Source organism: Paraburkholderia solitsugae (assembly GCF_013177695.1).
Classification (GTDB): Bacteria; Pseudomonadota; Gammaproteobacteria; order Burkholderiales; family Burkholderiaceae; genus Paraburkholderia; species Paraburkholderia solitsugae.
This window is the reverse complement of record NZ_WOEY01000133.1, coordinates 1-25,900: the sequence shown is the minus strand read 5'-3', so window position 1 is coordinate 25,900 and position 25,900 is coordinate 1. Positions and strand designations below refer to the sequence as shown.

The 25,900-nt window shown below is 60.0% G+C and carries 21 protein-coding genes; 10 read left to right on the top strand and 11 right to left on the bottom strand.

Annotated features, from left to right (window positions below; genetic code table 11):
• Positions 1-74 precede the first annotated feature (74 nt).
• Positions 75-1,157: a porin gene (locus GNZ12_RS34275; RefSeq protein ID WP_407947745.1), complete on the bottom strand. Its 1,083-nt coding sequence runs from the start codon at positions 1,155-1,157 to the stop codon at positions 75-77.
• A gap of 417 nt (positions 1,158-1,574) precedes the next feature.
• Complete coding sequence (locus tag GNZ12_RS34270) at positions 1,575-1,955, bottom strand: nuclear transport factor 2 family protein (RefSeq protein WP_172316413.1); 381 nt, start codon at positions 1,953-1,955, stop codon at positions 1,575-1,577.
• Positions 1,956-2,966: 1,011 nt separating this feature from the next.
• On the opposite strand from GNZ12_RS34270, the gene GNZ12_RS34265 reads away from it, so the two are divergent.
• Together GNZ12_RS34265 and GNZ12_RS34260 are read left to right on the top strand one after the other, a co-directional pair.
• On the top strand, positions 2,967-3,377 hold the full coding sequence (locus GNZ12_RS34265) for a MarR family winged helix-turn-helix transcriptional regulator (protein WP_328806102.1): 411 nt from the start codon (positions 2,967-2,969) through the stop codon (positions 3,375-3,377).
• 592 nt (positions 3,378-3,969) lie between these two features.
• Positions 3,970-4,962: an ABC transporter substrate-binding protein gene (locus GNZ12_RS34260; RefSeq protein WP_172316411.1), complete on the top strand. Its 993-nt coding sequence runs from the start codon at positions 3,970-3,972 to the stop codon at positions 4,960-4,962.
• A 302-nt stretch (positions 4,963-5,264) separates the two neighbouring features.
• Here GNZ12_RS34260 and GNZ12_RS34255 read toward each other — a convergent pair whose 3' ends face one another.
• Positions 5,265-6,311, bottom strand: coding sequence for a cupin domain-containing protein (locus GNZ12_RS34255; RefSeq protein ID WP_172316410.1), 1,047 nt, complete (start codon positions 6,309-6,311; stop codon positions 5,265-5,267).
• Between the two features lie 239 nt (positions 6,312-6,550).
• Entirely contained in the window at positions 6,551-7,525 is a 975-nt protein-coding gene (locus GNZ12_RS34250; RefSeq protein ID WP_172316409.1) for a 3-keto-5-aminohexanoate cleavage protein, read from the bottom strand.
• Between the two features lie 366 nt (positions 7,526-7,891).
• Between GNZ12_RS34250 and GNZ12_RS34245 the strand changes: the two genes are divergently transcribed.
• Both GNZ12_RS34245 and GNZ12_RS34240 read left to right on the top strand, forming a co-directional pair.
• Entirely contained in the window at positions 7,892-8,434 is a 543-nt protein-coding gene (locus tag GNZ12_RS34245) for a MarR family winged helix-turn-helix transcriptional regulator (protein ID WP_172316408.1), read from the top strand.
• Between the two features lie 344 nt (positions 8,435-8,778).
• Positions 8,779-9,621 carry an alpha/beta hydrolase gene (locus GNZ12_RS34240; RefSeq protein WP_172316407.1) on the top strand — a complete coding sequence of 281 codons (843 nt, stop codon included), beginning with the start codon at positions 8,779-8,781 and terminating at the stop codon, positions 9,619-9,621.
• Between the two features lie 14 nt (positions 9,622-9,635).
• Here the strand turns inward: GNZ12_RS34240 and GNZ12_RS34235 are convergent, their stop codons facing one another.
• The 5 genes from GNZ12_RS34235 to GNZ12_RS34215 all read right to left on the bottom strand — a co-directional run bounded on the left by GNZ12_RS34235 (position 9,636) and on the right by GNZ12_RS34215 (position 14,305).
• Positions 9,636-10,607, bottom strand: a complete 972-nt coding sequence (locus tag GNZ12_RS34235) for an alpha/beta hydrolase (protein WP_172316406.1) — start codon at positions 10,605-10,607, stop codon at positions 9,636-9,638.
• Positions 10,600-11,118: a thioesterase family protein gene (locus GNZ12_RS34230; protein WP_172316425.1), complete on the bottom strand. Its 519-nt coding sequence runs from the start codon at positions 11,116-11,118 to the stop codon at positions 10,600-10,602. Before GNZ12_RS34230 ends, GNZ12_RS34235 begins: the two co-directional genes overlap by 8 nt.
• A 105-nt stretch (positions 11,119-11,223) precedes the next feature.
• Entirely contained in the window at positions 11,224-12,189 is a 966-nt protein-coding gene (locus tag GNZ12_RS34225) for an L-carnitine dehydrogenase (RefSeq protein WP_172316405.1), read from the bottom strand.
• A gap of 76 nt (positions 12,190-12,265) precedes the next feature.
• Positions 12,266-13,195 carry a BKACE family enzyme gene (locus GNZ12_RS34220; RefSeq protein WP_172316404.1) on the bottom strand — a complete coding sequence of 310 codons (930 nt, stop codon included), beginning with the start codon at positions 13,193-13,195 and terminating at the stop codon, positions 12,266-12,268.
• Between the two features lie 156 nt (positions 13,196-13,351).
• Positions 13,352-14,305 carry a choline ABC transporter substrate-binding protein gene (locus GNZ12_RS34215; protein ID WP_172316403.1) on the bottom strand — a complete coding sequence of 318 codons (954 nt, stop codon included), beginning with the start codon at positions 14,303-14,305 and terminating at the stop codon, positions 13,352-13,354.
• Positions 14,306-14,667: 362 nt separating this feature from the next.
• Here GNZ12_RS34215 and GNZ12_RS34210 point away from each other — a divergent pair, with 362 nt between their 5' ends.
• The gene (locus GNZ12_RS34210; protein ID WP_235993966.1) at positions 14,668-15,696 is read left to right on the top strand and encodes a GlxA family transcriptional regulator; all 1,029 of its coding nucleotides are present in this window, start codon (positions 14,668-14,670) and stop codon (positions 15,694-15,696) included.
• 286 nt (positions 15,697-15,982) lie between these two features.
• On the top strand, positions 15,983-16,309 hold the full coding sequence (locus GNZ12_RS34205) for a DUF4148 domain-containing protein (RefSeq protein ID WP_172316402.1): 327 nt from the start codon (positions 15,983-15,985) through the stop codon (positions 16,307-16,309).
• 145 nt (positions 16,310-16,454) lie between these two features.
• On the opposite strand, the gene GNZ12_RS34200 is transcribed toward GNZ12_RS34205, so the two are convergent.
• A complete protein-coding gene (locus GNZ12_RS34200; RefSeq protein WP_172316401.1) occupies positions 16,455-17,363 on the bottom strand; it encodes a LysR family transcriptional regulator in 909 nt (302 codons plus the stop codon).
• A 207-nt stretch (positions 17,364-17,570) separates the two neighbouring features.
• On the opposite strand from GNZ12_RS34200, the gene mdlC reads away from it, so the two are divergent.
• The 4 genes from mdlC to GNZ12_RS34180 all read left to right on the top strand — a co-directional run bounded on the left by mdlC (position 17,571) and on the right by GNZ12_RS34180 (position 23,677).
• Positions 17,571-19,190: a benzoylformate decarboxylase gene (gene mdlC, locus GNZ12_RS34195; RefSeq protein ID WP_172316400.1), complete on the top strand. Its 1,620-nt coding sequence runs from the start codon at positions 17,571-17,573 to the stop codon at positions 19,188-19,190.
• Between the two features lie 55 nt (positions 19,191-19,245).
• Complete coding sequence (locus tag GNZ12_RS34190; protein ID WP_172316399.1) at positions 19,246-20,691, top strand: aldehyde dehydrogenase; 1,446 nt, start codon at positions 19,246-19,248, stop codon at positions 20,689-20,691.
• Positions 20,692-21,058: 367 nt separating this feature from the next.
• Positions 21,059-22,330 carry an MFS transporter gene (locus GNZ12_RS34185; RefSeq protein ID WP_235993969.1) on the top strand — a complete coding sequence of 424 codons (1,272 nt, stop codon included), beginning with the start codon at positions 21,059-21,061 and terminating at the stop codon, positions 22,328-22,330.
• A 210-nt stretch (positions 22,331-22,540) separates the two neighbouring features.
• Entirely contained in the window at positions 22,541-23,677 is a 1,137-nt protein-coding gene (locus GNZ12_RS34180; protein WP_172316397.1) for a porin, read from the top strand.
• Between the two features lie 47 nt (positions 23,678-23,724).
• Here the strand turns inward: GNZ12_RS34180 and GNZ12_RS34175 are convergent, their stop codons facing one another.
• Positions 23,725-25,185, bottom strand: coding sequence for an NAD-dependent succinate-semialdehyde dehydrogenase (locus GNZ12_RS34175; RefSeq protein ID WP_172316396.1), 1,461 nt, complete (start codon positions 25,183-25,185; stop codon positions 23,725-23,727).
• Between the last annotated feature and the right edge of the window lie 715 nt (positions 25,186-25,900).

Here is a 25,900-nt window from a genome sequence, read left to right as displayed (position 1 = left end):
CATGGATTAGTTGTTTTTTGCGCACCGCCGTACCAATCGCGCGAGGCAAGGTGTGGTAAAGGCAGCTAACGGTACTAGAAAAGATGGCGAATACCCACTACAGCGCCGACAGTAGTCCCGGCGACCTCTTGTGTCGCCCCATTGATGGATAAGCCCGTGTTCATTTTCCCGTGATTGTTCACAATGCCGATCTGTCCATACAGCGAAGTCGATCGGGAGAGGGCGTACTGCGTGCCAAGAGCGGCCAAAATCGAATGATTTGACGAATTATTTCTATCAGTTGTGTACCACACCCCACCATTCACATCAAGCGCTGGTGTGATGTCGTAATTGACGCCGCCACCGTATACGTTGTTGCTAAAAGAACCGGCAATCTTGTAGCTGGTGTACGATGCCTTAAAAGTAAAGCTTTCGAATTTGTATGAAGCACCCAACATCCGACCAATAAATCCCACGTTCGTTGGTACGGGTGTCTGGGCAGTTCCACCAGGATTGCCGTCATAGAAGGCCGCATCAATCATCAGCGTACCGTTGTTGTACATCAGATCGGCTGAGTAGTTTCTCCCGGCAGAGAAATTGCCGGCCTCACCGCCGAGGGCATACAATACGCTCCCCGTGAAGCCTGAAATAGCGGGGCTCGTGTACGACACGGCGTTGGAGTCGAATACACCTGTGGCCACTACGCTATCGGCATAAATAACGGAACTGCTGCCGAATGTTGATAGGCCGCGAGGATCAAGTCTATACAGCGCGAGAAAGAAAGGGGAAAACTGTAGACCTGTCTTCAATTCACCAAGGTTGCTCTCCAGACTGACCCAGGCTTGGCGACCGAAGAAGTTTCCGTTCGAAATTCCAGCGCCCCCGTTGGCTGTGCTGAAGCCATTTTCGAGTTTGAATTTTGCCTTCAGACCTCCCCCAAGGTCTTCAGTGCCCTCCATTCCAAATTCAGACGGGGTGGATCCAGAATCAATCAAAGAGAATTGCTTTCCGGAATTTCCCCCGGTCGAGCTATTCGCGGTTTTGCTTGTGTATAACAAACCTGAATCGATGATTCCATATAAGGTAACACTGCTCTGAGCGCATGCGAGTCCGGAGAATAGCACCATTGCGACTCCAGCGAGTACATTAAGATTGACAATCGACGGTTTCTGTTCCATCTCGGCATCTCTCGTGACAGATCTAAATTGCTTAAGATTTTGAAGTGCGCGTTTGTTTCGATTTATTAGTTAAATAAAAAAGTATGATGAAGTTCGGCTCTTTGATGGCGAGATAGAAATATCGCCATCAAAAAGAATTGGCGAGTTTATAAAATCGATCTTTCTCCGGAATGACTGATTTCAGGTTCGGATGAGCATAGATAAATCACTGAGGATGTTGTGGGTCGAAGTCCAGGTAAGGAACGACACGCGTGAAAACAAGAGATCGACTCATGACCGGGGCAGTGTTTGGTGTTGTCCTCGACCCGTACACTTGAGGTCGAATGAAATCGAAGGTCGACATTGAAGGGGGTCCAGACACGCGATAATCGCTTTCTGTTCGGCAGTGCGGTACATAGACTTATCCTTCCGGTCTGATTAATGCGAGAACAGTGGCCCAACGTCGACGTAGATGCGGTACTCGTCGATTTGCCCCCCGCGTACCCGCCAAATCGTCGCGGCCGGTATAGTCAGCGTCGTTTCGTCCTTGCGGGTGTAGGTCACTTCGATCTGCGAGACGATGACGTCGTCGAATGACCAAACTTCAAGCAGATCGTGCTTGATGGCGGCAAGCGAATCCAGGAACTTCTTCGAACTCGCGGCAGCGTTCGCGCGTCCGATGACAGGGTTGTTGTTGGCGTAGACGAACCTGCAATTTTCCGTCAGGAAGGACGCCAACCTCTGCTCGTCCATCGAATCAACTGCCCTGTACACCTCCGTTGAAAATTCGAAAGCTGCTGTGTGTGCTTGACGGGACATGTCTAGTCTCCTTCTAAAATGGTGATTGAGCTCGACGTTGCAGATCACGTGGAGAACCACTCACGTCGTCTTCTCCGGTCATATAAATAAGTACTACAAAATACTTTTCCTTCGCTGTATCGATCTGACGTTGAACTCCGCTATCGCGATCGTCTCCGTGTCATCACATTGCTCATTGAATCGAAGCGACGTCTACCTGCCGCGTTTTCCAGCGCATGGCTATCCCGCACGTCAAGCGGATGCAATGGCTACGCGTTCGCTTCACAAACTAATTCTATATCGAATGAATTTACATCGAATGATGAGCGGCAGAAATGCTGATGTCAAGGTGACCAGGGAATCTCCTGGCAAGCACCGAAGACTACGCTCCTGTTTGGTGGGTGCCCATACTGCGACATGGGTGCCGGTGTGTCGGAAAGTAGCAGTTCTTTATAGTGAAACTCCGCGACTGGGTTGGTGAACCCCGGAAGTGAACTGCATCATGGGCAACCAGTGGGTTCGCAGCACCATCCGAAGGTCAAAGCCTCGCTGTTAGCGCATGCTCCTTGCGGGCTTGGTGGGAAATCTCATATCCTCCCTGAAACAATAATTCGACATCGAATGACATGGCGACGTATCATTTGGCATGGGCGACGTATGGGCGTACAAGGATGTGATCGCGTCCCAGCTATCCGGGACGTACACACGCAAGGATGGGTCAACGCTGACGACTCCGGCCGCGACGATCTGGAAGCTGCGGGCCGTCCTGTCGCCCTCAGCCGCTTCTCACCCCGCTGTCCATAGAGTCCCTGCCGATCGTGTTGTATGATTTCTCTTTGCTTGAATCCATTTGGAACAGATAGTACCGACCGATGGCTTAATCCCATGCCGAGGAATGAGTGAATGCCCAAATCCAATTCGTCTGCAGACACGGCAGTCACGACCGCTCAAAAATTAGTAGAGACAACGGCGAAGAAACCATCAGATGTCTTTGATGATCGCGGCAGGACCGTTCCCTGGATGGCGCGAACGGTGCACCGACTCTACGATGCCCAGTCGCAAAAGCTCCTCGACGGAGAGGGCATTCCGATTGCGTACTGGTACTACCTTCGTGTGCTGGCGGAACGCGGCGAGGTCAATCAACTCGAGCTCAGTAAGCGCGTCGGCATTGCGTCGACGACCGCGGTACCCGCGCTCGACAATCTGGAAAAGCGCGGCCTGGTGAAGAGGGTCCGCGATCCATACGACAGGCGAAAGTATCTCGTCACACTAGAGCACGAAGGCAAGCGGCTCGTCGACGAACTGCTGCCCGATCTGACGAACATGATTGCGGCGTCGCTCGACGGAATCTCAGAGAAGGACCTGCGCGTTTTCTGGAAGGTCATGCACCAGATCGAAACGAACCTGTGTCAGATGGCCGAAGGCGACACGGCTGTCGACTGACGGATGGTGAGTGGTCGTAAGCGCGGACGGGGGCGTTCGTTCGCGCAGCGCATACACGTTGACCTACGACGGCGATACACCGCCGTCAATCGTGTTTCTATCGGCGAGTGATACCACTCCACGGGCGCATGCCACGCGCGGTTCGTGAGCGTGCGGCAGTCGTGCGTCTCGTTCGAATTATGTTGCGAAGCGTAGCCAAGCTGCTGGCTTCGCCGGATGCATAATCGTCCTCCGCACCTGCGGCAATCCTTTCGCGAATTGTCTTAATGTCTTCCGGCGGGAGCGTTCCTCCCGCGTTGCCGTTGGGCGCTACGATGCCGCCCCGAGCAGGATCCGTAACGTATGCATACCTAACTAAACTGGAATCTGTTCATCGAGGATTGTCTTGGACAGTCGCGCGATGAGTGCGTTGCTGCCCACGAGGCGCGTGCCACCTTGACAGAATAAATGCTATGTCGGATCATTCGATATAGATTGATTTTTGTTGAGGCGTGACGTTCGGTGGATTGCTAGACGGCGTTAGACGTGGATCGCCTGAAAGGTAGCCGGCTACCGTTATGCGCTTGAATCATCTAAATACTCAGGAGAGGCAATGAGCAAGCTTCAATTATCCGTTGCAGTAGGGAACTACGATCGTATTCGGCCAATGGTGGATGGGGAGGTGCAGATTGAAGGGGTGGATCCGGTGTTCATGCTCCAGGATCCCGAGGAGATTTTCTTCCGGGCATTCCGGCACGCGGACTACGACATCTGCGAACTTTCTCTCAGCAGCTATTCGGTAAAGACCGCTGCGGGCACGTCGCCGTATATCGCCATTCCGGTCTTTCCGTCGCGGGCTTTTCGGCACACCTCCATCTATGTGCGTACGGACAGGGGCATCGAGCGCCCCGAAGATCTCAAGGGCAAACATATCGGGGTGCCGGAGTACCAGCTGACAGCCAACGTCTGGGTGCGCTTGTTCCTGGAGGGAGACTACGGGGTCAAACCTTCGGATGTGACCTGGGTCCGGGGCGGCTATGAAGACGCGACGAGAGTAGAGAAGATCTCGCTGCACCTGCCGGATGATGTCAAGCTGGAAACGGCACCCGAAGGCAGGACGATCTCGGAACTGCTGGCCGACGGGGAAATCGACGCCGTAATCGGACCGCGGGCGCCGTCCTGTTTCGACCGGCGGCATCCGCACGTCAAGTATCTGTTCGAGAATCCGCATAAAACGGCCGCCGACTGGTACGCGCGTACGAATCTGTTTCCAATCATGCACACACTGGGTATCCGCAAGACGATTGCGGAGCGTCATCCATGGCTACCCGGCGCACTGCTGAAGGCATTTGAGAATTCAAAAGCGCTCGCGTTGACACGACTCAGCGACACGTCGGCGACGAAAGTGACGTTGCCGTTCGTGGAAGATCAGCTTGGAGCCGCCCGCAAGCTGATGGGTACGGACTTCTGGCCGTACGGTTTCGCGAAGAACGAGCATGTCGTCAATCGCTTCCTCGAACGCCATCATGCCGAGGGTCTGTCGAGCCGCCGGCTCGAAGCCCGCGACCTGTTCCATCCGGCCACCCTCGAAAGCTTCGCCATCTGAGCGATCGCCTTTCAGACGCGGCACGCCGAATGTGTTGGTGGTGCCGCGCCTGCCGTCACCCGGCGCGTCGCAGCAATCGCCTGGGAAGTGAACTGCTATAACCGTTGTTACGGGTGGGCAGGCCAACCGCGAGGAAGGCCGTTAGCGGTGCGGGTATAGGAGTGCGGTGGGCCGAAAACGCATATCCACGCGCTGTATGCGCCTGTGTGGCACATACAGGAACTGCACACGCTTGTTACATGCGCACCTTGACCCGAATCCGGAACGTAACCTGACGCGAGAGTCGAACTCTGAACCACCGGTCACTTCATCGTACTCGGGTGCGGAGCGTAGTTTCCGGTCTCCATCAATTGAGATGCTTCAATCGCCCGAGGGGTCCAGCGCAGGGTCGCGCGGGTTTCGAGCAACCATGCCTGATAGCCCTCAGGAACGTCCTCCGACGGCCCGTGGTGGATGACCCCCTTTGGCACACAGGTGAGCGTACCGGGTTCCGTACACCCGCCCCACGCGCCCGGGCCTCGCACGTAGCAGATCACCTCGTCGAAATCGGCGTTGATGTGAACCGGTGCCCGGGCCCCGGGACGCGCACTGAGGTTGAACATAACAATGTCGCCCGCGCCTGATGACAGAAATTGGCTAGGCGGACCGCCCTCAGGCAGGTACGCGTGAACCTGGATATTGGCCAGATTCAGCTTCCACACCGGGACGGACTCCGACAGGCGCACGCCGAGCGCAAGCGGATCATGCGGCATCATGAAGATCGTGTTTTCGGTGTCGAGGGTTTTCAGCAGCAGCCGCGTCGGGCCTCCAGCAGGCATGCCGGAGTCGATCTCGGCATACTTCAGATCTCGAGCAACGTTGAGCAGCCCACTTGGCACGGGCGGCGTGAGCCTCAGAGAGGAGGGACTCTCGACGATGATGCTTCGCATGGCGTCGCCCGTCGGTGCAAATCGATACGCGACGGATCGGGGAATGCAGACGAAGTCCCCTTCGGTCGCCACGAGACAGCCTACGTCCGTTTCGAACCTGACCGTGCCCGACTGGATGAAATGAATCTCGTCCGCTTCGACATTGCGCACCACGTACGGCATGGGCTTGCGCCGTCCCGACACGTGCAGTTTGACGCCGAGCCTGGAAGTCGCTACCGTGGTCGGAAGAGCCTCAGGGTCGTCCTGATCGTCAACCCTCAAGCGGTCAAGGACGGTTCGCCGAGGTGCGTGTGGTCCCTGCACCGAAAGATAATCAGGCGCGTATGTCTGCCGTGTCACAGCTGACAGCGCCCCCTGGAATCCGTCACGGGTCCAGAGTTGCACTGGGGGAGGGCCTGCATCGTGCGGCTTGCCACTCATTTGTCACTCTCCTTTTTCTCTCAAACGGTCACGTCCGCAAGAGACCTGATACCGCGCCCGCCATCTGCTTCGTGGGCAGGGATTCGAGCTGCATGACCCTTCATGCGCAAGCCGTGAGTCGCGGCGATGTCGCTCCGTGTCCAACGGGGGACCACGGTGTCGGCTATGCGGAGCGGGCTTCGTCTGCATTGATCTTCGCATCCGACGCCCACTCCCTATATGCCTGCGCCGCGGTCCGCTTACGCGGTCATGACCGCGCGATCCATTGAAGTCCGGGCCGGCTTGCCGATCAGTTCCCGGTATTCATTGGCCGTTGCTGGCTTGCGGCCGAGGAGGCCGGCGATGTCGCGAGCCATCGTGAACATCTCGAGATTGCTCTTGAGGCGCTCGTCGCTATTCGGGTACTTCCAAGGCGTGTCTTCCGTTCCGACGCGGATATGCAGACCCATCATGGTGGCGAGCGTAGTCATATAGAGCGTTGCGCGGCCTGCCGCGCAGACCGTGATGACCGACGTCGGATCGATCTGGCGAATCTGGTCGACCATCAGGAACAGGTGTTTCGTCATGTCCTGGGTGTTGCTAACCCACGTGCCGGAAACCAGTGTGCGGCCGACATTGAATGGCAGTCCGTAGAGGATAATCCAATTGTACGGCTTCTTGAGAATGCCGGTATCGATCAGCTTGCGCTTGGCAAGCTCGATTTCGCCCGAGCTGTGGACCGCCAACTCGGGCTTGACGCCTACTTCCTCGAGCGTTGCGACGGCCGGCACCGCAAAGGCTTCCGGATGACCTGGAGCGCACGGCGCGACTTCGGTTAAACCTTCGCGAGCAGGACTCATGCACATATCGAACGTCGTGCCATGCAGCACATTAACGTTCGGCACGAAATCGTTGCCGAAGCGCTTGCGCAGCGGCTCGATAACCTGTTTGTAGGCTTCGACCGGCAGGATGTCGCGGTCGAGGCGGCGTCCCTGTGCGTCGGTCATGAACGAGAAGTCGATGTGTACCCCACAGGCGCCGGCTTCGATGACGCTGGTCGCTTCATCGACGTACGCCTTGAAGGACGTCGTGTCTTCAAAGCGCCCGGAGACTGCGGCGTTGATTGCGACCTTCTGCGGCACGTCCCACTTGGGCTGCACCTCAGCCCCCGCAATGAATTGGTACTCCTCCATTTCGCGTTTGACGGCTTCCCAGAGCGGCAGTTTTTCAATCATGATGATCCTCGACACAGGTGGTGAATTAAGGTTCGCAAAGCTTCCGAACCCACGGGAATCAAGCGGGAGAGGTTTTGCAGCGTCGCGCAGGAGTAGCCGCGGTCCGCGTTCGTTTTATGCCAAACGCGATGCGCTTTCCGCTGCGTGGGGGCTTCCCCGAACGCCATTGCAAGCGTTACGAGCAGCACGTCGCCCTCTCGCAATCAGATCGCTTTCGCAAAATAATTCCATGTACGATCGATTTATATAGAATCATGCGATATAGAATTAATTGCGTCAAGAGATCCAGGGGAATGCCCTGGTGAATTGCGCGTGCGCGACGTCCCTGCGCCGCCTGTCGGTAACCATCTGTCGAGGAGTGAGCGAATGACCAAGTCCTGCCCAACTTTGGTCGATGCGTCGGATTACACTGACGGGTCAGCAGGTGACCCGGCCGTGAACGAACAGACGGATGTCGTTGATGACCGTGGAAGAACCGTGCCGTGGATGACGCGGACGCTTCACCGTCTCTACGATCTTGAAGCGCAGAAGATCCTCGGGAAAGAGAAGATGTCGATTGCGCATTGGTACTATCTGCGGGTACTGGCTGAACGTGGCGAGTTGAATCAACTGGAACTGAGCAAGCGCGTTGGGATTGCATCCACGACGGCTGTACCCGCGCTGGACAGCCTTGAACGGCGCGGTCTGCTGAAGCGGACGCGTGATCCGAGGGACCGGCGAAAGTACTATGTCAGTCTGACGGGCGATGGGAGGCGGCTGGTCGACCAACTATTGCCAGAGCTCATCGACATGATTTCCGGCTCGCTGCACGGCCTGACGAACGAAGAATTGAGCGCTTTCTGGAAGGTGTTGCATCGGATTGCGAAGAATTTGAACCATGTGGCCAGCGGCGACACGTTAGTCGACTAGCGCAAACGCCCTTGCTGCGCGATGTGTCTGGCACGTGGGAGTTTTCTGATGGGGGCCGTCACGCGTTATCTGCCAGGATTGGCAGAGCGGGAGCTTCAGAGCGTGATGTCCTCGGTCAGATCAGGCGCCCATGAGGGCAGCACGGTGATTTCGCCGCGTCGGTCTGGCCGTGTTGCGTGGGTAACGTGTATCCCCGGCCAATGAATGCGGCGCCAAGCTGACAAGACCGTATGCTTCGCTGAAATTTGGTTGTAAGTCGCCATTGCTAGAGTCATCTCCAGAATTTTGCCGCCAGATGCCAGACAGTGTTCTTCGGACACATAGAAAGGGGAAAGCGACAAACCATGAGAATAAATCGTGCGTTCTGGCTCATTCTGACGCTGCTTCTCACGAACCCGGTCTGGGCGTTTCAGACCAGGGTCGTCACCATTCCCAGCGCCGCCATGCATAAGTCGTTGGAGGCGACGGTGGTGCTGCCCGACCATTACGCGCACGGTAAGGCGACCGATCGCTTCCCCGTTGTCTACTTGCTGCACGGTTCAGGCGGTGATTACACTGACTGGACCGCGAATTCGCACATCGGCACACTGGCCGACCGCTATCACGTGATTCTCGTCATGCCGGACGGCGGTCACGAGAGCTGGTATATCGACAGCCCTGTCGATCCGCGCAGCCGTTACGAAACCTATGTCGGGACGGAAGTCGTCGGCTATATCGATACGCATTTCCGCACGATCGCGACGCGGCAGGCCCGTGCGATCACGGGGTTGAGCATGGGCGGGTTCGGGGCGTTGCATATCGCGCTAGACCGGCCGGACGAATTCGGCGCTGCCGGAAGTATTAGCGGAGCGGTCGATCCGCGCGGCTGTGAGGATGAGCCTGGGATCGATCAGGTATTTGGGGATCCGGCCCGTCACGCCGACTTCTGGAACAACGAGGCGATTGTTGAGAACGCCCGTAGTTTGGCAAAGGCGCATATTGCGCTGACGATCGATTGCGGGGTGAGTGACTCGTTTGTTCAGTCGAACCGGATGCTGCATGCGCGGCTCGTCGAGTTGGGCGTGCCGCATGATTACGCGGAGCGGCCTGGCGGGCATACGTGGACGTATTGGGCGAACGCGGTGCAATATCAGGTGCTGTTCTTTGCCAGTTCGTTCAAGAAGAGTGGGGGAGCAGCACAAACGTGAGACGTGATGGGGCATCACGGGAGGGCGGAATGCTCGCCTAGAAACTGGCAGACAGTGTGATGCAACGCCTTTACACCGGGACTCGATTCGAGCGCGCGCCAGCACCCATGTACGAGTCCGGTTCCAATCCATAGCCGGCCCTGTCCACCGGCCGCATTAACGCGTTCGACAAACACCCTCGCGTCGTCCCGTAACGGATCGTGTTCGACCCCGATGGCAAGCGTCGGCGGGAGTCCGTCGAAGCGCGCCGCATCGAGCGGTATCGTCCACGCTGGATAAGGTGCGCGTTCGCCCCCGTGTTTGTCCTCGCTAGCGCCCCAATACAGATCGCGAAACGCATGGACATCGGCAAGCGTCAGCATCGGCGCATGCGCTTCGCTTTCGCGCGCAGGCATTTGCGGCTCGGTGCCGAGCATCGGATAAACCAGTGCAAGTCCGCGTACGCCCTGAACACCGTCATCGCGCAGCCGCATAGCGATGCTGGCAGCGAGATTGGCGCCGGCACTATCGCCCGCCAATTGCAGCGCACCCTCTGATAGCGAGTCGAACGGCAGCCGGCCTGCCAATGCCGCGAGCGTAATCTCCAGACAATCGTCATGCGCGGCTGGGGCACGGTGTTCCGGAGCAAGCCGGTAATCGACTGCAATCACGTCGAGTCCGGTATCCGCGGCAAGACGTGCAGTCACGGTCTCGTGACTATCCAACGACCCGAGCACGAAGCCGCCACCGTGAAAGTACAAGACGGTGCCGCAGGGTGTCCCCCTCGCCTTTCCACGATTCCGATAAAGCCGCAGCCTGATCGGATGCCCGGCGCTCGCTTCAAACACCGCGTCTTCGGCTATCACGTCGGCTGGCAGAGGGGGTGTAAGTGCAGCCGCATAGCGCTCGTAAATCGCGCGCTGCTCGCTCGGCGGCAATGAAGTCGAATGCCCCGCGTAGATGGCAGCGGTCCGTGCGATAAACGCAGCAATCTCCGGTTCAAGCATGCTCGTTCCCCTCAGTCACATTGCCTCGCGTCTTGACAGGCAAGCCGATCACGCGGCCCGCAAACCTGGCCGCCGGCAACCCAGTATGCGCTTGCGCCAACGCTCGAACGCGCGCCTCGACATCAGGGTCGAAGGCAACGGCGCGCGGGCCACCGGTATCGACGTGCAGCAGCATCTGTTCGCCTGCGGCCACTGGTTCGACGCCATCATCAGCAAACATCTCGAGGTAAAGATGCAGCCGCTTTGCGTCATGCCCCAGCACGCGCATATCGACGCGAACCTGCGCGCCCTCCTTGATTTCATGCAGGTAGTTGATATGCGCTTCGAGCGTATAGATCGAACGGCCCCGTTCTTTGCGCACTGAATCAGGCAGCCCGATGACATCAATCAGCGCATCAGTCGCGAAGCTAAAAATCAGCATGTAGAACGCGTCGCGCAAGTGGCCGTTGTAGTCGACCCACTCAGCGCGCACGGTGTCGTGATAGCAGGGCAGCGAAGCAGGGTGCGGCATGTGCATGTGCAATCGTCTCCTTCTTTCCTATGAACGGCACTGGCCGCAGCGATCATACGCCGCCGACCCATCCATGCGGGGCGGCGCGACTTCCAGCACGTCGCATCACTCCGCGGAAAGCAACCCGTGCCGCGCCTTGGCTTCCCCAATCGCCGCCAGCACACTCGTAATGCAATCATCCCGATACCGTTCGAGCTGCTTGATCGAGCGCGGCCCGACCTGTTCAGATGTGCCGTCCACCACTCGATCGATCAATTCATCAGTCAGCGGCGGTGCTACCAGTTTAGTCCACGGCAGCGCCAGAGCCGGTCCAAACTGCTGCATGAAGTGGCGCATGCCCGCATCACCACCCGCCAGCGTGTAGGTCAGGAACGTGCCCATGAACGACCAGCGGATGCCCGCGCCGAAGCGGATCGCATCGTCGATTTCGCCGGTGGTCGCCACGCCTTCGTTGACCAGATGCAGCGCCTCGCGCCACAGCGCCTCGAGCAAACGGTCGGCGATAAAGCCGGGTACTTCCTTGCGCACGAGAAGCGGCCGCATCGACAGAGAACGGTAAACCTGCATCGCGGCATCGATCGTTGCCGGTGCAGTACGTTCGCCGCCGAGCACTTCGACGAGCGGCAGGAGATACACCGGATTGAACGGATGCCCGACGATGCAGCGCTGTGGATTCACCGCCCGTGCATAGAAATCGCTCGGCAGCAGGCCGGACGTGGAGGAAGCAATGATCGCGTCCGGCTTCGCCGCGCGGCTGATCTGTTCATGCAAGGCGAGCTTCAATTCTTCGCGTTCGGGCGCGCTCTCCTGAATGAAATCCGCTTGTGCGACACAGGCTTCAATCGTATCGACGAAGCGCAATCGGTCGGGCGTTGCGCCCTCGGCGAGGCCGACGCGTTCCAATGCCGGCCACGCATTCGCGATGTTCTCGCGTAATTGTTTTTCCGCACCAGGAGCAGGGTCCCAAGCGACGACGTCGAGTCCGTGCGCGAGCGCGCGCGCTACCCAGCCGCTGCCGATCACGCCCGCGCCGATTGCCGCAAATGTTTTGATGTCGACGATCACTGCCATTGCTGTTGTTTCCTTTGCCGATGAGTTCTCAGGTTCTGAAGCCCGCTGTAGCAGGCGCAACGGATACGCCTCATAGTCACGCGTACTGTCCAGCCACACGCCGCTCCAACTGCCGCTCGCCACGCGCGGGCAAGCCGAGCTTGCGGCGACCTTCGGCGGGTGTCAGCGCGCGCGCGCCGAGCCGCTCGATGATCTCGACCGCGCGTTGCACCAGGGTGCCGTTCGTTGCAGGCACACCTTTGTCGAGCCAGATGTTGTCTTCGAGGCCGACACGCACGTGGCCGCCGAGGAGCATCGCCTGCGCGACCATCGGCATCTGCATGTGGCCAATGCCGAAACCGGCCCATTGCGCGCCAGGCGGCAAGTTGTCGGCCATTGCTTTCATCGTCGTGGTATCGGCGGGCGCCCCCCATGGAATGCCGAGGCAGATCTGAAACAGCGGTGGTGCGTCGAGCAGGCCTTCCTTGAGCAATTGCTTGGCGAACCACAGATGCCCGGTATCGAAGATCTCCAGCTCCGGCTTCACGCCGAGTTCCTGGATACGCTGCGCACCGGCCCGCAATTGCGCGGGTGTCGACACGTAGATGTAGTCACCGTCGCCGAAATTGAGCGTGCCGCAATCGAGCGTGCAGATTTCCGGCAGCAGTTCCTCGACGTGCGCGAGCCGCGTCAAGCCGCCGACGAGGTCGGTTCCCGCGCCGAAGCGCATTGGGTCTTCGCCTGAACCGATCTCCAGATCGCCGCCCATGCCCGCCGTCAGATTGATGATCACGTCGGTGCCTGAGGAGCGGATCCGGTCGACGACCTCGCGATACAACTGCGGATCGCGGCTGCCGCGTCCGGTCTTCGGATCGCGGACGTGGCAATGCGCAACGGTGGCGCCGGCCTTCGCGGCTTCGATAGCCGCTTCGGCGATTTGTTTCGGCGTGACGGGAATGGCCGGATGCTTGCCGACCGTATCGCCCGCGCCGGTGACCGCGCAGGTCACGATGACTTCATGATTCATGCGTGCTAGTTCCTGTGGATTGAAATGCGCAACTCGATGGATGCAAACCGGACGGGGGCAAAGCTCTGAGTCAAAGCCGCCCGGGTCTAAGCCGACCGCGCCTAGCCGGCACCGTCTAGCCGACCCCGTCTAGCCGACCCCGTCTAGGCGACCCCGTTAAAGCCCGAGATAGGCTTTCACTGCCGGCAAGCCGTCTTTACCGTCATAGGTCTTCACGCCCGCGAGCCATGTATCCAGTACTTGCGGGTTCTTCCTCAGATACGCTTTGGCGGCATCGGCGGGCTTCTCCTTGTTCATCACCGACTGCATCACCACGTTCTCCAGTTGCGTCGAGAAGCGCAGATTGCTCACGAGCTTGCCCGCGTTCGGGCAACGCGTCAGATAGTCGGGGGACGTCAGCGTATAAACGCGTGCTTCGCCATCGTTAGGGCCGAATACGTCTTCGCTGCCGGTGAGGTATTTCATGTCGATCTGGATATTCATCGGATGCGGTTCCCAGCCGAGAAACACCACCCATTTTTTCTCGCGAATGGCACGATCCACCGAAACCAGCATGCCCGCTTCACTCGATTCGATCAGCTTGAAACCGCCGAGGCTAAACTGATTGTTGGCGATCATTTTCAGAATCGCCGCGTTTGCACTGCTACCGGGTTCGATGCCATAGATCTTGCCGTCAAGCTGATCGCGGTGTTTAGCGATGTCGGCGAAAGTCTTCAGGCCTGCGTCGTATTCGTAACTCGGCACTGCGAAGGTCGCTTTAGCGCCAGTCAGGTTAGGCGGTTGCAGCACCTGGATCGATTTCGAATCGACGAACGGTGCAATCGCTTTCTCTTGCACGGGCCACCAATAGCCGAGCGACACGTCGAGTTGTTTGCTCTTCAGGCCCGCGAACGAAATCGGCACCGAGGCCACGGTCGTAACAGGCTGATAGCCGAGTCCCTCGAATACGGTCGATGCGAGCGCGGTGGTCGACGTGATGTCCGTCCAGCCGATGTCGGCAAAATGCACTGCGCGGCAGGTGGCGGGATCCTGAGCGAGTACGGGCGATGCTGCGACGACGGCCGCCAGACAGGCAAGATGGGCAAGCAAGGCTTTGACGCGTAACTTCATGACGTTCCCTCTTCTGACACGTTAAACAGCGTGTTTTGAACCGTGCCGCGACTGAGCAGGACAGCGCGGCCCCCGGACCTGCGCGATACGGCTTGACTCATGCTTGAGTCGCGTTTGATCTGCACGAATGACGTAACGTTAATGCCCCATATTCCTGCCAAAGCGACCGTCAGCGACCCGTTCTTGCTCTCATGCGACCACGAGGGAAAACCAGCATCGTTCGCCATTGCAGTGCAGCATCGATTCGCGCGGTAAATTTTGGTGCGCCTTGCCGGCTCACGCGCTGCTTGCTACGCTCGCCCGGAACCCCGCGTTCGCTTGCGGCTTGTGTTCCTATGTGTCCTTGATCGAGTCTCTCCAAGATGCCCGAAGATATATCGTTCCTGCTGCTGCCTGGCTTTTCGGCGATCGGCTTCATGTCGGCGGTCGAGCCTCTGCGCGTGGCGAACCGCTTTCGCGGCGATCTCTACCGCTGGCGCATTCTGAGTCTCGATGGCGAACCGGTCGCGGCCAGCAACGGTATTTCGATCAACGCAGAGGCGGCAATCGTCGATGTTCATGAGACACAGACGGTATTCGTCGTCGCGGGCTTCGAACCGCTAGCCTGCTATACGCGGGCGCTCGGCGATTGCCTGAAGCGGCTCGAACGCGCGGGCACGACGCTCGGCGGCATCGATACGGGCAGCTTCGTTCTCGCGGAAGCCGGGCTCCTCCGCGACTCGGACAGTGTGACCGTCCATTGGGAAGCGTTGTCGGCGTTTCGCGAGCGCTTTCCCTCGCTGAATGCGAGCCAGGAGTTGTTCGAAATCGGCGCGGGGCGCATCACGTGTGCGGGCGGCACTGCGTCGATCGACATGATGCTCGACCTGATCGGCCGCAAGCACGGCGCAGCGTTGGCCTCGGCGGTATCGGAACAGTTCGTTGTGAGCCGGATCCGGCAGCGTTCGGACCATCAGCGGATGGAAATTGCGGCGCGTTACGGTGTGCATAACCGCAAGCTGATTCAGGTGATCGGCGCAATGGAACAGCATATGGAAGAACTGCTGACGCCCGACCAACTCGCCGAGGAGATCAGCGTGACGCGGCGGCAACTGGAGCGGCTGTTCTGTGCGTCGCTGAAGGACACGCCGACGCATTTCTATCTGCAACTGCGCCTCACCCGGGCGCGAGAGTTACTGCAACAGACCGACATGTCGATCACATCGATTTGTGTCGCATGCGGATTCGAGTCTCCTTCGCATTTTTCGCGGACGTATCGCGCGCGGTTCGGCGTGAGTCCGAGAAGCGACCGGCAGGTGATGGGCGGCAGAAACGGCGGCGCTGAGCTGTCATCAAGCTTGTCATCAAGCGCGGCAACGCAGGTATCGGCTCCTGCGTGGTCGGAAACCTGACTTCGTTGCGCACGAGAGTGGCGACGGCGCGCCGACCGTGTCGCGTCGCGTCGCGTCGCGTCGGCCGTCCGGCGCAGTCGGCGCGTGATGCCCGAGACCTCGAAGATTGAGAACCCGCTTTGTAGCCGATCTCAATTGCCTTTCATGACGATTGTGCCGATTCTAGCAACAGTGAATTCGCTTATTAGGGGTTTACCCTATACGCACTGATGCCTAGACTGTCATCACTGGCTGCAAACAAACAGGTTTGCAGCACGGCATAAAACAATCTCTGGAGGTAGTCGTCATGAAATCGCTGATCGAAGCCGTTGTAATCGCCGCTCTTATCACTGCGCCGCTCGCTGCTTTTGCCCAATCCAACCAGCCGGTGACCCGCGCCCAGGTGCGCGCTGAGTTGGTCCAACTGGAAAAGGCCGGCTACAACCCGTCGACCGCGAATATGGACGACTACCCGGCAAACCTTCAGGCTGCTGAGGCGCGCGTTGCGACGCAAAACGGCGCTGCTCAAACCAGCGGTTATGGAACGACTACCAACGGCTCGTCGCAAGCAGGCAGCCGCACTGAAACGACGTCGAGCTCCTATTCGGCTCCGGTCGCCAACTTCGGTCATTAATCGGCGGCGCGAGCAACAGGTTCGCGCTTGGTTGATCGTCGTCCTTGCACAGAGCGGCCTTGCTTTCACCTCAAAGTGAAAGCAAGGCCGCTTTGCAATTGAGCGTTGAACAAGGCAGTCGGCGCAGCTGGTTTGGTGCAGGTACTTAGCCCTGTACTGCGGTCAACTGCCTGAGTTGCTCCAGCAGCTTCACCGCCGGACTCGGCAAAATCCCCTGACGGCGCCGAAACGCCGTCAACGTGCGGCGTGCGACCAGACCCGGAATTGGCAGCGTATCGAACACGCCGGCTGCACTTTCGGTGTCGTACATCGGCGTCGCCATCCAGCTCAGAAATCCCGCTCGCGTCACCAGGCTTTTCAGCACGGTGATCGAGCGCGTCTCGACCGCGATATCCGGCATGCCGAGCCCATGTTTGGCAAACACGTGCTGCATATGCTCGAACGGACCCGTCCCACGCGGTGGCACACACCATTGCTGATCGAGCGTGTCGGCAAGCGATAAATCCGCTTTGCCTCGCAGCGGATGGTCGAGCGCGGCGACCACATAGCTCGTGTCTTCCCACCTGCAATCGGCGATCGCCGTGATCTCATCCGTGTCGGGCACCGCCATGCTGAGCGCGAGATCGATCTCGTGTTTCATCAGACTATCCGCAAGCCGGTCCCACACGCCCTCCATGACCTCCACACGCAGATTCGGCCAGCGCGCGAGCACGCCGCTCACCGCGAGCGGCAGCACGAGCGTTGCGATGCTCGCCACCGCGCCGACGCGAATCGTCCCCTTCGCGAGGCCGCGCATCGCGTCGATCTCCTCGCGCGCGTGATCGGCTTCACGTTGCAGCAGGGTGGCGTGCGGCAGCAGCGCGCTGCCGATCGCAGTAAGCTGCATACCCTTCGAGTGCCGTTCGAACAGCGGTGCGCCGACCTGATCCTCGAGCCGCTTGATGGTGCGGCTCAGCGCGGGCTGCGTGACGTGCAGCACTTCCGCGGCACGGCCCAGGCTGCCGCTCGCGACGATGGTGGCGAACGCATGCAATTGCTGAAGATTGAAAGTCATGCGCAAAAGTAATGCCTTTTCTCAAAAAAGGCAATTTTCAATCAACGTCGAGTTTTCGATAATGCACCATCAGGAAACGGTGCTCATCGACCGCAACTAATTTGCATGGGACCAGAGTAAGTGCTTTGCATGGGATCAGAGTACCGCGCTAAAGCGCGAACTCTGATCGACAGCTAAAGCGCCAACTCTGGTCGACAGGAGACAGGTATGACCAGCAATGCCCCCCGTTCAGACGCATCGGGACTCTCTCAAGACGCATCGTTCACCGTACGCCACGCCGTCATCGATCTCATGCGCCGCCTCGGCATGACATCGGTGTTCGCCAATCCGGGGTCGACGGAATTGCCGCTGTTCCGCGATTTCCCGCAAGATTTCCGTTATGTGCTGGGCTTGCAGGAAGCGGTTGTGGTCGGCATGGCCGACGGTTATGCGCAGGCTACCCGCAACGCGTCGTTCGTCAATCTGCACTCGGCGGCGGGCGTGGGCAACGCGATGGGTAATATCTTCACCGCGTTCCGCAATCGCACGCCGATCGTGATTACCGCCGGGCAGCAGGCCCGCTCGATTCTGCCGTTCGACCCGTTCCTCGCGTCGACGCAAGCTACCGAATTGCCGAAGCCGTACGTCAAATGGAGCATTGAACCGGCGCGCGCCGAAGACGTGCCGCTCGCGATTGCGCGCGCCTATCATGTGGCGATGCAGGAGCCGCGCGGGCCGGTGCTGGTGTCGATTCCCGTCGACGATTGGGACCGCGCTGCGGAACCGGTGCCGGCGCGCGTGGTCAGTACCGAGACGCGGCCGGAGCCGTTCGTGCTGGAGCAGATTGGTGCGGCGCTCGATGCTTGCGAACGGCCGGCCTTCGTGGTGGGCGGCGCAGTCGACCGGGCCGGAGGTTGGGACGAAGTCGTGAGGCTCGCCGAACGCCACAACGCTCGCGTCTTTGTTGCGCCGATGACAGGCCGCTGCGCGTTTCCCGAAGACCACCGCCTGTTCGCCGGTTTCTTGCCGGCTATGCGCGAGAAGATCGTCGAGCTGCTCGGCGGCCATGACCTGATCTTCGTGATCGGCGCGCCGGCCTTCACGTATCACGTGGAAGGGCACGGCCCGCATCTGCCTGCCGGTGCAACGCTGTGCCAGTTGATCGACGATCCGGCTATCGCAGCGTGGGCGCCGACCGGCACCGCCGTGGTCGGCAATATTCGCCTCGGCGTAGCCGATCTGCTGACCCGGCCCGCGCCGAAGACGCGCCCTCTGCCCGCGCCACGCGCCGCACGTCCGCGCGCAGAACCGTCGCCATTGATGTCGGTGGCGTTCGCGTTGCAGACCCTCGCCGAGGTGCGCGATGCCGACGACATCGTGGTCGAGGAGGCGCCGAGCTCGCGGCCGGCCATGCAGAACTATCTACCGTTCACGCGCAGCGGCACCTTCTACACGATGGACAGTGGCGGCCTCGGCTATGGCATGCCGGCTGCTGTCGGTGTGGCGTTGGCGAAGCCCGGCACGCGCGTGATCGGCCTGATCGGCGATGGCTCCAGCATGTATTCGATCCAGGCCATCTATAGCGCCGTGCAGATGAAACTGCCGATCACATTCGTGATCCTTAACAATTCACGCTATGCCGCGCTGCAAGACTTCGCGCCGGAATTCGGTTTTGGTCCGGCCGATCCTGTGCAAGGCACCGATCTGCCGGGACTCGACTTCGTGGCACTTGCTGCGGGCATGGGTTGCCACGGCACGCGCGTGACCGATGCCGAACGCCTGCACGACATTCTGCGCGACGCGCTGGCGTCGTCCGGACCGATGCTGGTCGAAGTCGTCGTGGCTTGACCTCAAGCGAGCGCCACGCCCACATTCATCAAACTTTCCGCAGGAGACAAACACGATGCAGAGCATATCGATGCTGATCAACGGCGCAGCCGTGCAAGCGAGCAACGGCGCCACCTTCGAGCTCCGCAATCCGCTCGACGGCGAAGTCGCGACGCGTGCCCCCGCGGCCACTGTCGCCGACGCGGTCGCCGATGCCGCGGCAGCGGCGTTTCCGGCATGGTCCGCGCTGGGGCCGAGCGAGCGCCGCGCGCTGCTGATGAAGGCGGCGCACGCGTTGGAAGCGCGCAGCGAGGCGTTCGCCAAAGTGATGGCAGCGGAGACGGGCGCGTCGGCGATGTGGGCCGGGTTCAATGTGCACCTTGCCGCCGGCGGTTTGATGGAAGCGGCGGCGCTCACTACGCAGATTGGCGGCGAGCTGATCCCGTCCGACGTGCCCGGTAGCCTCGCAATGAGCGTGCGTCAGCCGGCCGGCGTCGTGCTCGGCATCGCGCCGTGGAACGCGCCGGTGATCCTCGCGGTGCGTGCGATTGCGTTGCCGCTCGCATGTGGAAATACGGTCGTGCTGAAGGGTTCGGAAATCTGCCCCGGCACGCACGGCCTGATTATCGAAGTCTTGCAGGAGGCGGGCTTGCCCAAGGGCGTGGTGAACTTTGTCACCAATGCCCCGGCCGACGCAGGCGCGGTGGTCGAGGCGCTGATCGCGCATCCGAAAGTGCGGCGAGTCAATTTCACCGGCTCCACGCATGTCGGCAAGATCATCGCGGCCACGTGCGCGCGCTATCTGAAACCGTCGGTGCTTGAACTCGGCGGAAAAGCGCCGTTGATCGTACTCGACGACGCGGATCTCGATGCAGCCGTGAACGCCGCCGCGTTCGGCGCGTTCGCCAACTCGGGGCAGATCTGCATGTCGACGGAGCGGATCATCGTCGATGAACGGATCGCCGACCCGTTCGTCGCCAAGCTCGCACAGAAAGCGCGCGGCCTGCCGCTCGGCGACCCGCGCAAAGGGCCGGTGGTGTTGGGATCGGTCGTCGATATGAGTACGGTAGAACGCTGCAATGCGTTGATCGACGACGCGCTGGCCAAAGGCGCCACGCTCGTCTGCGGCGGCAAGGCGGACAGCACCTTGATGCCCGCCACGCTGCTCGACCACGTCGCGCCCGCCATGCGCATCTATGGCGATGAATCGTTCGGTCCCGTGAAGGGCATCGTGCGCGTGAACGGCGAGGATGAGGCCGTAGCCTGTGCGAACGACAACGAATATGGGCTTTCGTCGGCGGTGTTCAGCCGTGACGTAGCGCGTGCGATGAATGTCGCAAGACGCATCGAATCGGGCATCTGCCATGTCAACGGGCCGACCGTTCACGACGAAGCGCAAATGCCCTTCGGTGGTGTGAAGGGCAGCGGCTTTGGACGTTTCGGTGGGCAGGCTGGAATCGCTGAGTTCACGGATTTGCGCTGGATTACCGTGCAGACCACGCCGCGTCATTACCCGTTCTGAAGGGCTGAGTGTCGCAGTGGTCGCTGAGTGTTCCAGTGGTCGCTGCGCGCCAATCCATCGCGGCGATACGAGCGTCGTGAAAGCCATGCATACATGTCATGGCTTTTGCGCGAAACGGCAATGTCAAAAGGCGGTCGCTCGCTCACATACTGACTACTGACAAAAGAACATGACGACAAAAGCGCGACGCTCAGATCGCGCATTCAAACCAGGAGACAGCTTCATGACCAGTTATGTACCGCCGGCCGGCTCGGCCAGTGCGGGAGGCGTCGCCGCCGACGCGCCGCTCACGGGCCATCAGGCCGGCATCGAGGAGGGGCGTTCAGTCGACATCGGACGCACGCTCGATGAAGGCCCGTACACCACCATGCAGAAGATCGTGGTGTTGCTCGCGGCGTTGTCGATCGTCCTGGACGGCTTCGACAGCCAGTTGATCGGTTTCGCGATTCCGGTGCTCATCAAGGAGTGGGGCGTCACACGCGCGGCCTTTGCGCCGGTGGTCGCAGCCGGTTTGATCGGCATGGGCATCGGCAGCGCGTGTGCCGGGCTGCTGGCCGATCGCTTCGGCCGCCGCTGGGCGGTGATCGGCAGCGTACTGGTGTTCGGCGCCGCCACCTGCGGCATCAGCTTTGCACCCGACATTGTGACGATTGCCGTGCTGCGCTTTATTGCCGGCCTCGGCATCGGCGGCGCATTGCCCAGCTCGACGACCATGACCGCGGAGTTCACACCGGCTCGCCGCCGCACATTGGCAGTCACCGCGACGATCGTCTGCGTGCCGCTCGGCGGCATGGTGGCGGGTTTGTTCGCACATGAAATTCTGCCAACGTACGGATGGCGCGGCTTGTTCCTGATCGGCGGCGTGCTGCCCTTGGCGCTCGCTGTGTTGCTGTTCTTCACGTTACCCGAGTCGCCGCGCTTTCTCGCCCGGCGCCCGCAGCGCTGGCCGGAACTCAAACGCCTGCTCGCCCGGATGTCGCGTCCGGTGGCAAGCGGCTGTGTATTTACCGACGTTCGCGAACAGGCCGCTGAAAAGCACACCGGCTTTACCGCGTTATTCCGCGAGGGTCTGGCGCTCGATACGGTGGCGATCTGGTGCGCGTTCTGCATGTGTTTGCTGGCCGTCTATAGTGCGTTCAGCTGGCTGCCGACGATGCTGAGCACACAGGGTTTGTCGGTGTCGGTGGCGGGTTCGGGGCTCACCGCCTACAACCTGGGTGGAGTGGTGGGCGCGTTGCTGTGCGCGGTGGTGATCGCGCGTACCGGCTCGCGCTGGCCATTGATTCTCTGCAGCGCGGGCGGTGCGGCGAGCGCGTTGCTGCTGCTCGGGGTGAACATCTCCGAGCACACCGGCTTGCTGATCTTCGGTCTCGGCGTACACGGCCTGTTTGTCAACGCGGTCCAGTCGACCATGTTTGCGTTGTGCGCTTACGTCTATCCGACCCGCGTGCGCGCAACCGGCACCGCGTCGGCGCTTGCGTTTGGCCGGCTCGGTGCGATTTCCAGCGCGTTTGCGGGCGCGGTGGTGATTACGGCCGGCGGCGCATCGTCATACCTGTGGATGCTCGGGATCGCGATGGTGATCGTGATGATCGCGCTGATGGTGGTCAAGCGACATATCCCAAAGCCAGGCGTTTGAGGGGCGCAATACCCTGAATCGCGGCGATCGAGTGTGACACGCGGATCGCCGCTATCTGAAGCAGTCAATCTTTAGCCTATCGGACGGCTTGAATAGCGGTCGGTATCGTCACGTATGTAATTAGTATTGCTACATAAAAACGCTGCGTATGAACCGCATCCGGATCGGTGCGCGCTCATACAAAGCACTAAAAAAGGAGGCACGGTGACAATGAAATACAAACTCGCTTTGGGCAGTATGTTGCTCGGTATCAGCGCTTTGTCGTTTGCACAGAGTAGCGTGACGTTATACGGGATCATCGATACCGGTATCGAACTGGTGACGCATGCAAACGCAGCGGGAGATAGCGTCGTGCGCATGCCGGGCATTACCGGCGAGTTTCCGTCGCGCTGGGGGATTCGCGGCAAGGAGGGATTGGGCGGCGGGTTGTCCGCGGTTTTCGTACTGGAAAGCGGGTTTAACACCAAAGGCGGCACGCTCAACCAGGGCGGCCGGCTGTTTGGGCGTCAAGCCTACGTCGGACTCGAAAGTCCGTACGGCACATTGACTTTCGGTCGCCAGTACACGATGACGTATTGGGCGATACTCGATTCCGATCTGCTTGGCCCTGACATATACGGCGGCACGGGGTCGTTCGATCAGTACATGCCGAGCGCGCGCAGCGACAACACGATCGCGTATAAAGGCACGTTCTCGGGCTTCACGTTTGGCGCGACTTATTCGTTCGGCCGCGATTCAGCGGGTACCGGCAATTCACCAGGGCAGGGCACCTGTGTGGGGTCGATTCCGGGCAGTTCTCAGAGTTGCCGAGAATGGTCGACGATGCTGCGCTATGACATGAACGGCTACGGCGTGGCAGGCGCCTACGACGAGCAACGCGGCGGCCCGGGCGCGGCCGCGAATCTGTTCGACGGCACAGCGCCTTTTGCACTGACGCAACCTGGTGACAAGGATGTGCGGATGCAATTGAACGGCTATGGGCACGTCGGGCCGGTGAAACTCGGGGCGGGCTGGCTTGGCCGTCACGTCGAAACGGTGTCGCCGGCGTTGCCGGACGTGCGTTCGAATCTGTACTACGTCACCGCAGCGTATAACGTGACGCCTGCATTCATTCTGGACGGTGGCGTGTACCGGATCATCAATCGCGCCGACGACACCCGCGGCACAATCGCTGCGTTACGCACCACGTATCTGTTGTCGAAGCGTTCCGCGGTTTACCTGCAAGGGGCGTATCTGTTCAATAGCCCGCATGCCGCCTATACGGTGAGCCAGGGTGGGGGAGGCACGACGCCAGCGCCGGGCATCGGGCAACTCGGCGTGATGGCCGGCATTCGTCACTCGTTCTGAGCGATTAAAAAGGCCACGTCAGAAACGCCGACGTGGCCTTTTTTGCTTTAGATGCCGCCGACGCACATGTACTTGATCACGACGTAGTCATCGATGCCGTAATGCGAGCCTTCGCGGCCAAGACCGGATTGCTTGACGCCGCCGAACGGCGCGACTTCGTTGGAGATAAGCCCGGTGTTGATGCCGACCATGCCATATTCGAGCGCTTCGGCGACACGCCAGACGCGGCCAATATCGCGGCTATAGAAGTACGACGCGAGGCCGAATTCCGTATCGTTGGCGAGGCGGATCACTTCCTCATCCGACGAGAAGCGGAACAGCGGCGCGAGCGGCCCGAAGGTTTCGTCGCGCGCGACCTTCATGGCCGGTGTGACATCCGCGAGCACGGTCGGTTCGAAGAAGCCGTGACCGAGTGCGTGGCGCTTGCCGCCGGTGACGATGCGTGCACCTTTGGCGAGGGCGTCTTCGATATGCGATTCGACCTTGAGCACAGCGGCTTCGTTGATCAGCGGACCTTGCGTGACGCCATCGTCGGTACCGCTGCCGACCTTGAGTTGTTCGACGGCGACGCGCAGTTTCTCGGCGAATGCGTCGTAGACTTTGTCGTGCACGTAGAAGCGATTCGTGCAGACGCAGGTCTGGCCGCTGTTGCGATATTTCGATGCGATGGCGCCGGCGACGGCCGCATCCAGATCCGCGTCTTCGAAGACGATGAACGGTGCGTTACCGCCGAGTTCGAGCGACACTTTCTTGACTGTCGGCGCGCACTGCGCCATGAGCAGACGGCCCACGGGCGTCGATCCGGTGAAGGACAGTTTGCGCACGGTCGGATTGCCCGTCATTTCCGCGCCGATGGCTTTCGGCTCGCCGGTGACGACGTTGAACACGCCGCGCGGCACGCCGGCGCGTTCGGCCAGCACGGCGAGGGCGAGTGCCGACAGCGGCGTGGCTTCGGCCGGTTTGACGATGATCGGGCAGCCGGCGGCGAGGGCGGGGCCGACTTTACGGGTGATCATGGCTGCCGGGAAATTCCACGGCGTGATGGCTGCGCAGACACCGATCGGTTCTTTCGTCACGACGATGCGTTTGTCGCCTGCCGGCGTGGGGATGGTGTCGCCGTTGACGCGTTTGCCTTCTTCTGCGAACCATTCCAGGAACGAGGCGGCGTAGAGGATTTCGCCTTTGGCTTCGGCGAGGGGTTTGCCTTGTTCTGTGGTGAGGATCTTTGCCAGATCGTCGGCGTTTTCCAGCATGAGGTCATGCCATTTGCGCAGGATCGTGGCGCGGTGTTTGGCGGTGGTGGCTCGCCATGCTGGCCATGCGGTGTTGGCTGTGTCGATGGCTCGACGCGTTTCGGTTGTGCCCATGCGGGGCACTGTGGCGATTGTTTCGCCTGTGGCCGGGTTTTTGACGTCGAATGTTGCGCTGTCGTCGGCGGATTGCCATTCGCCTGCGATGTAGGCTTTTGTTTTTAGAAGGGTAGGGTCTTTTAGGACTAGCGTCGGCATTTGGGTTTGCTCCTGGGGTTTTGGATTTAGGGTTTTTGCCTGCGCGGCGCTTGGTTCTGTGTTTTTATGGCGTTGGCCTTTCTTTTCTTATTGGTCTATTAGCGTTGCCTCTGTGCGGGGCGGCACTTACTTTCTTTGCCGCCGCAAAGAAAGATAAGCAAAGAAAGCGGCTCAAACCGCCAGCTCATAAGCGGGTCCCCTGGCTTGGAGGGGGTAGTGGAGCATCTGGAATCTGTGTTCTCGCACATTCCGCGCGAGTGACAAAGCAGTCATACTTCCGGCGGCGCTGCGCGCGCCGACGCGTAATTCACCAACCGATCGCTGCGGTTTCGCTCCCGCATTTTTGATCGGCACCGCAGCCGCTTGCGGAACTCGCCTTCTAGATGCTTGAGTGCCTCGCCGAGGCGAAGCCGATGGCCCCCACCGCGCCCAAACGAAGCCCCTGGTTTCCCATGCAGACCCGTCCGCGACGCACGCAGTGCGGAGTGGGAGCTGATGAGCCCTTTGTCACCGGGGCTGAAGGTGCGAGGGCACGGATTCCAGATGCACCACGATCCCCTCCAAGCCAGGGGACCCGCTTAAGAGTTGGCGGTTTGAGCCGCTTTCTTTTGCCTACTTTTCTTTGCGGCAGGCGTAACTATTCAGCGCTTGTAAACTGCTACCAGGCTGTGCATAGTGAAGGACATGACGAAGATGCCTGACATCAAGGACCTGA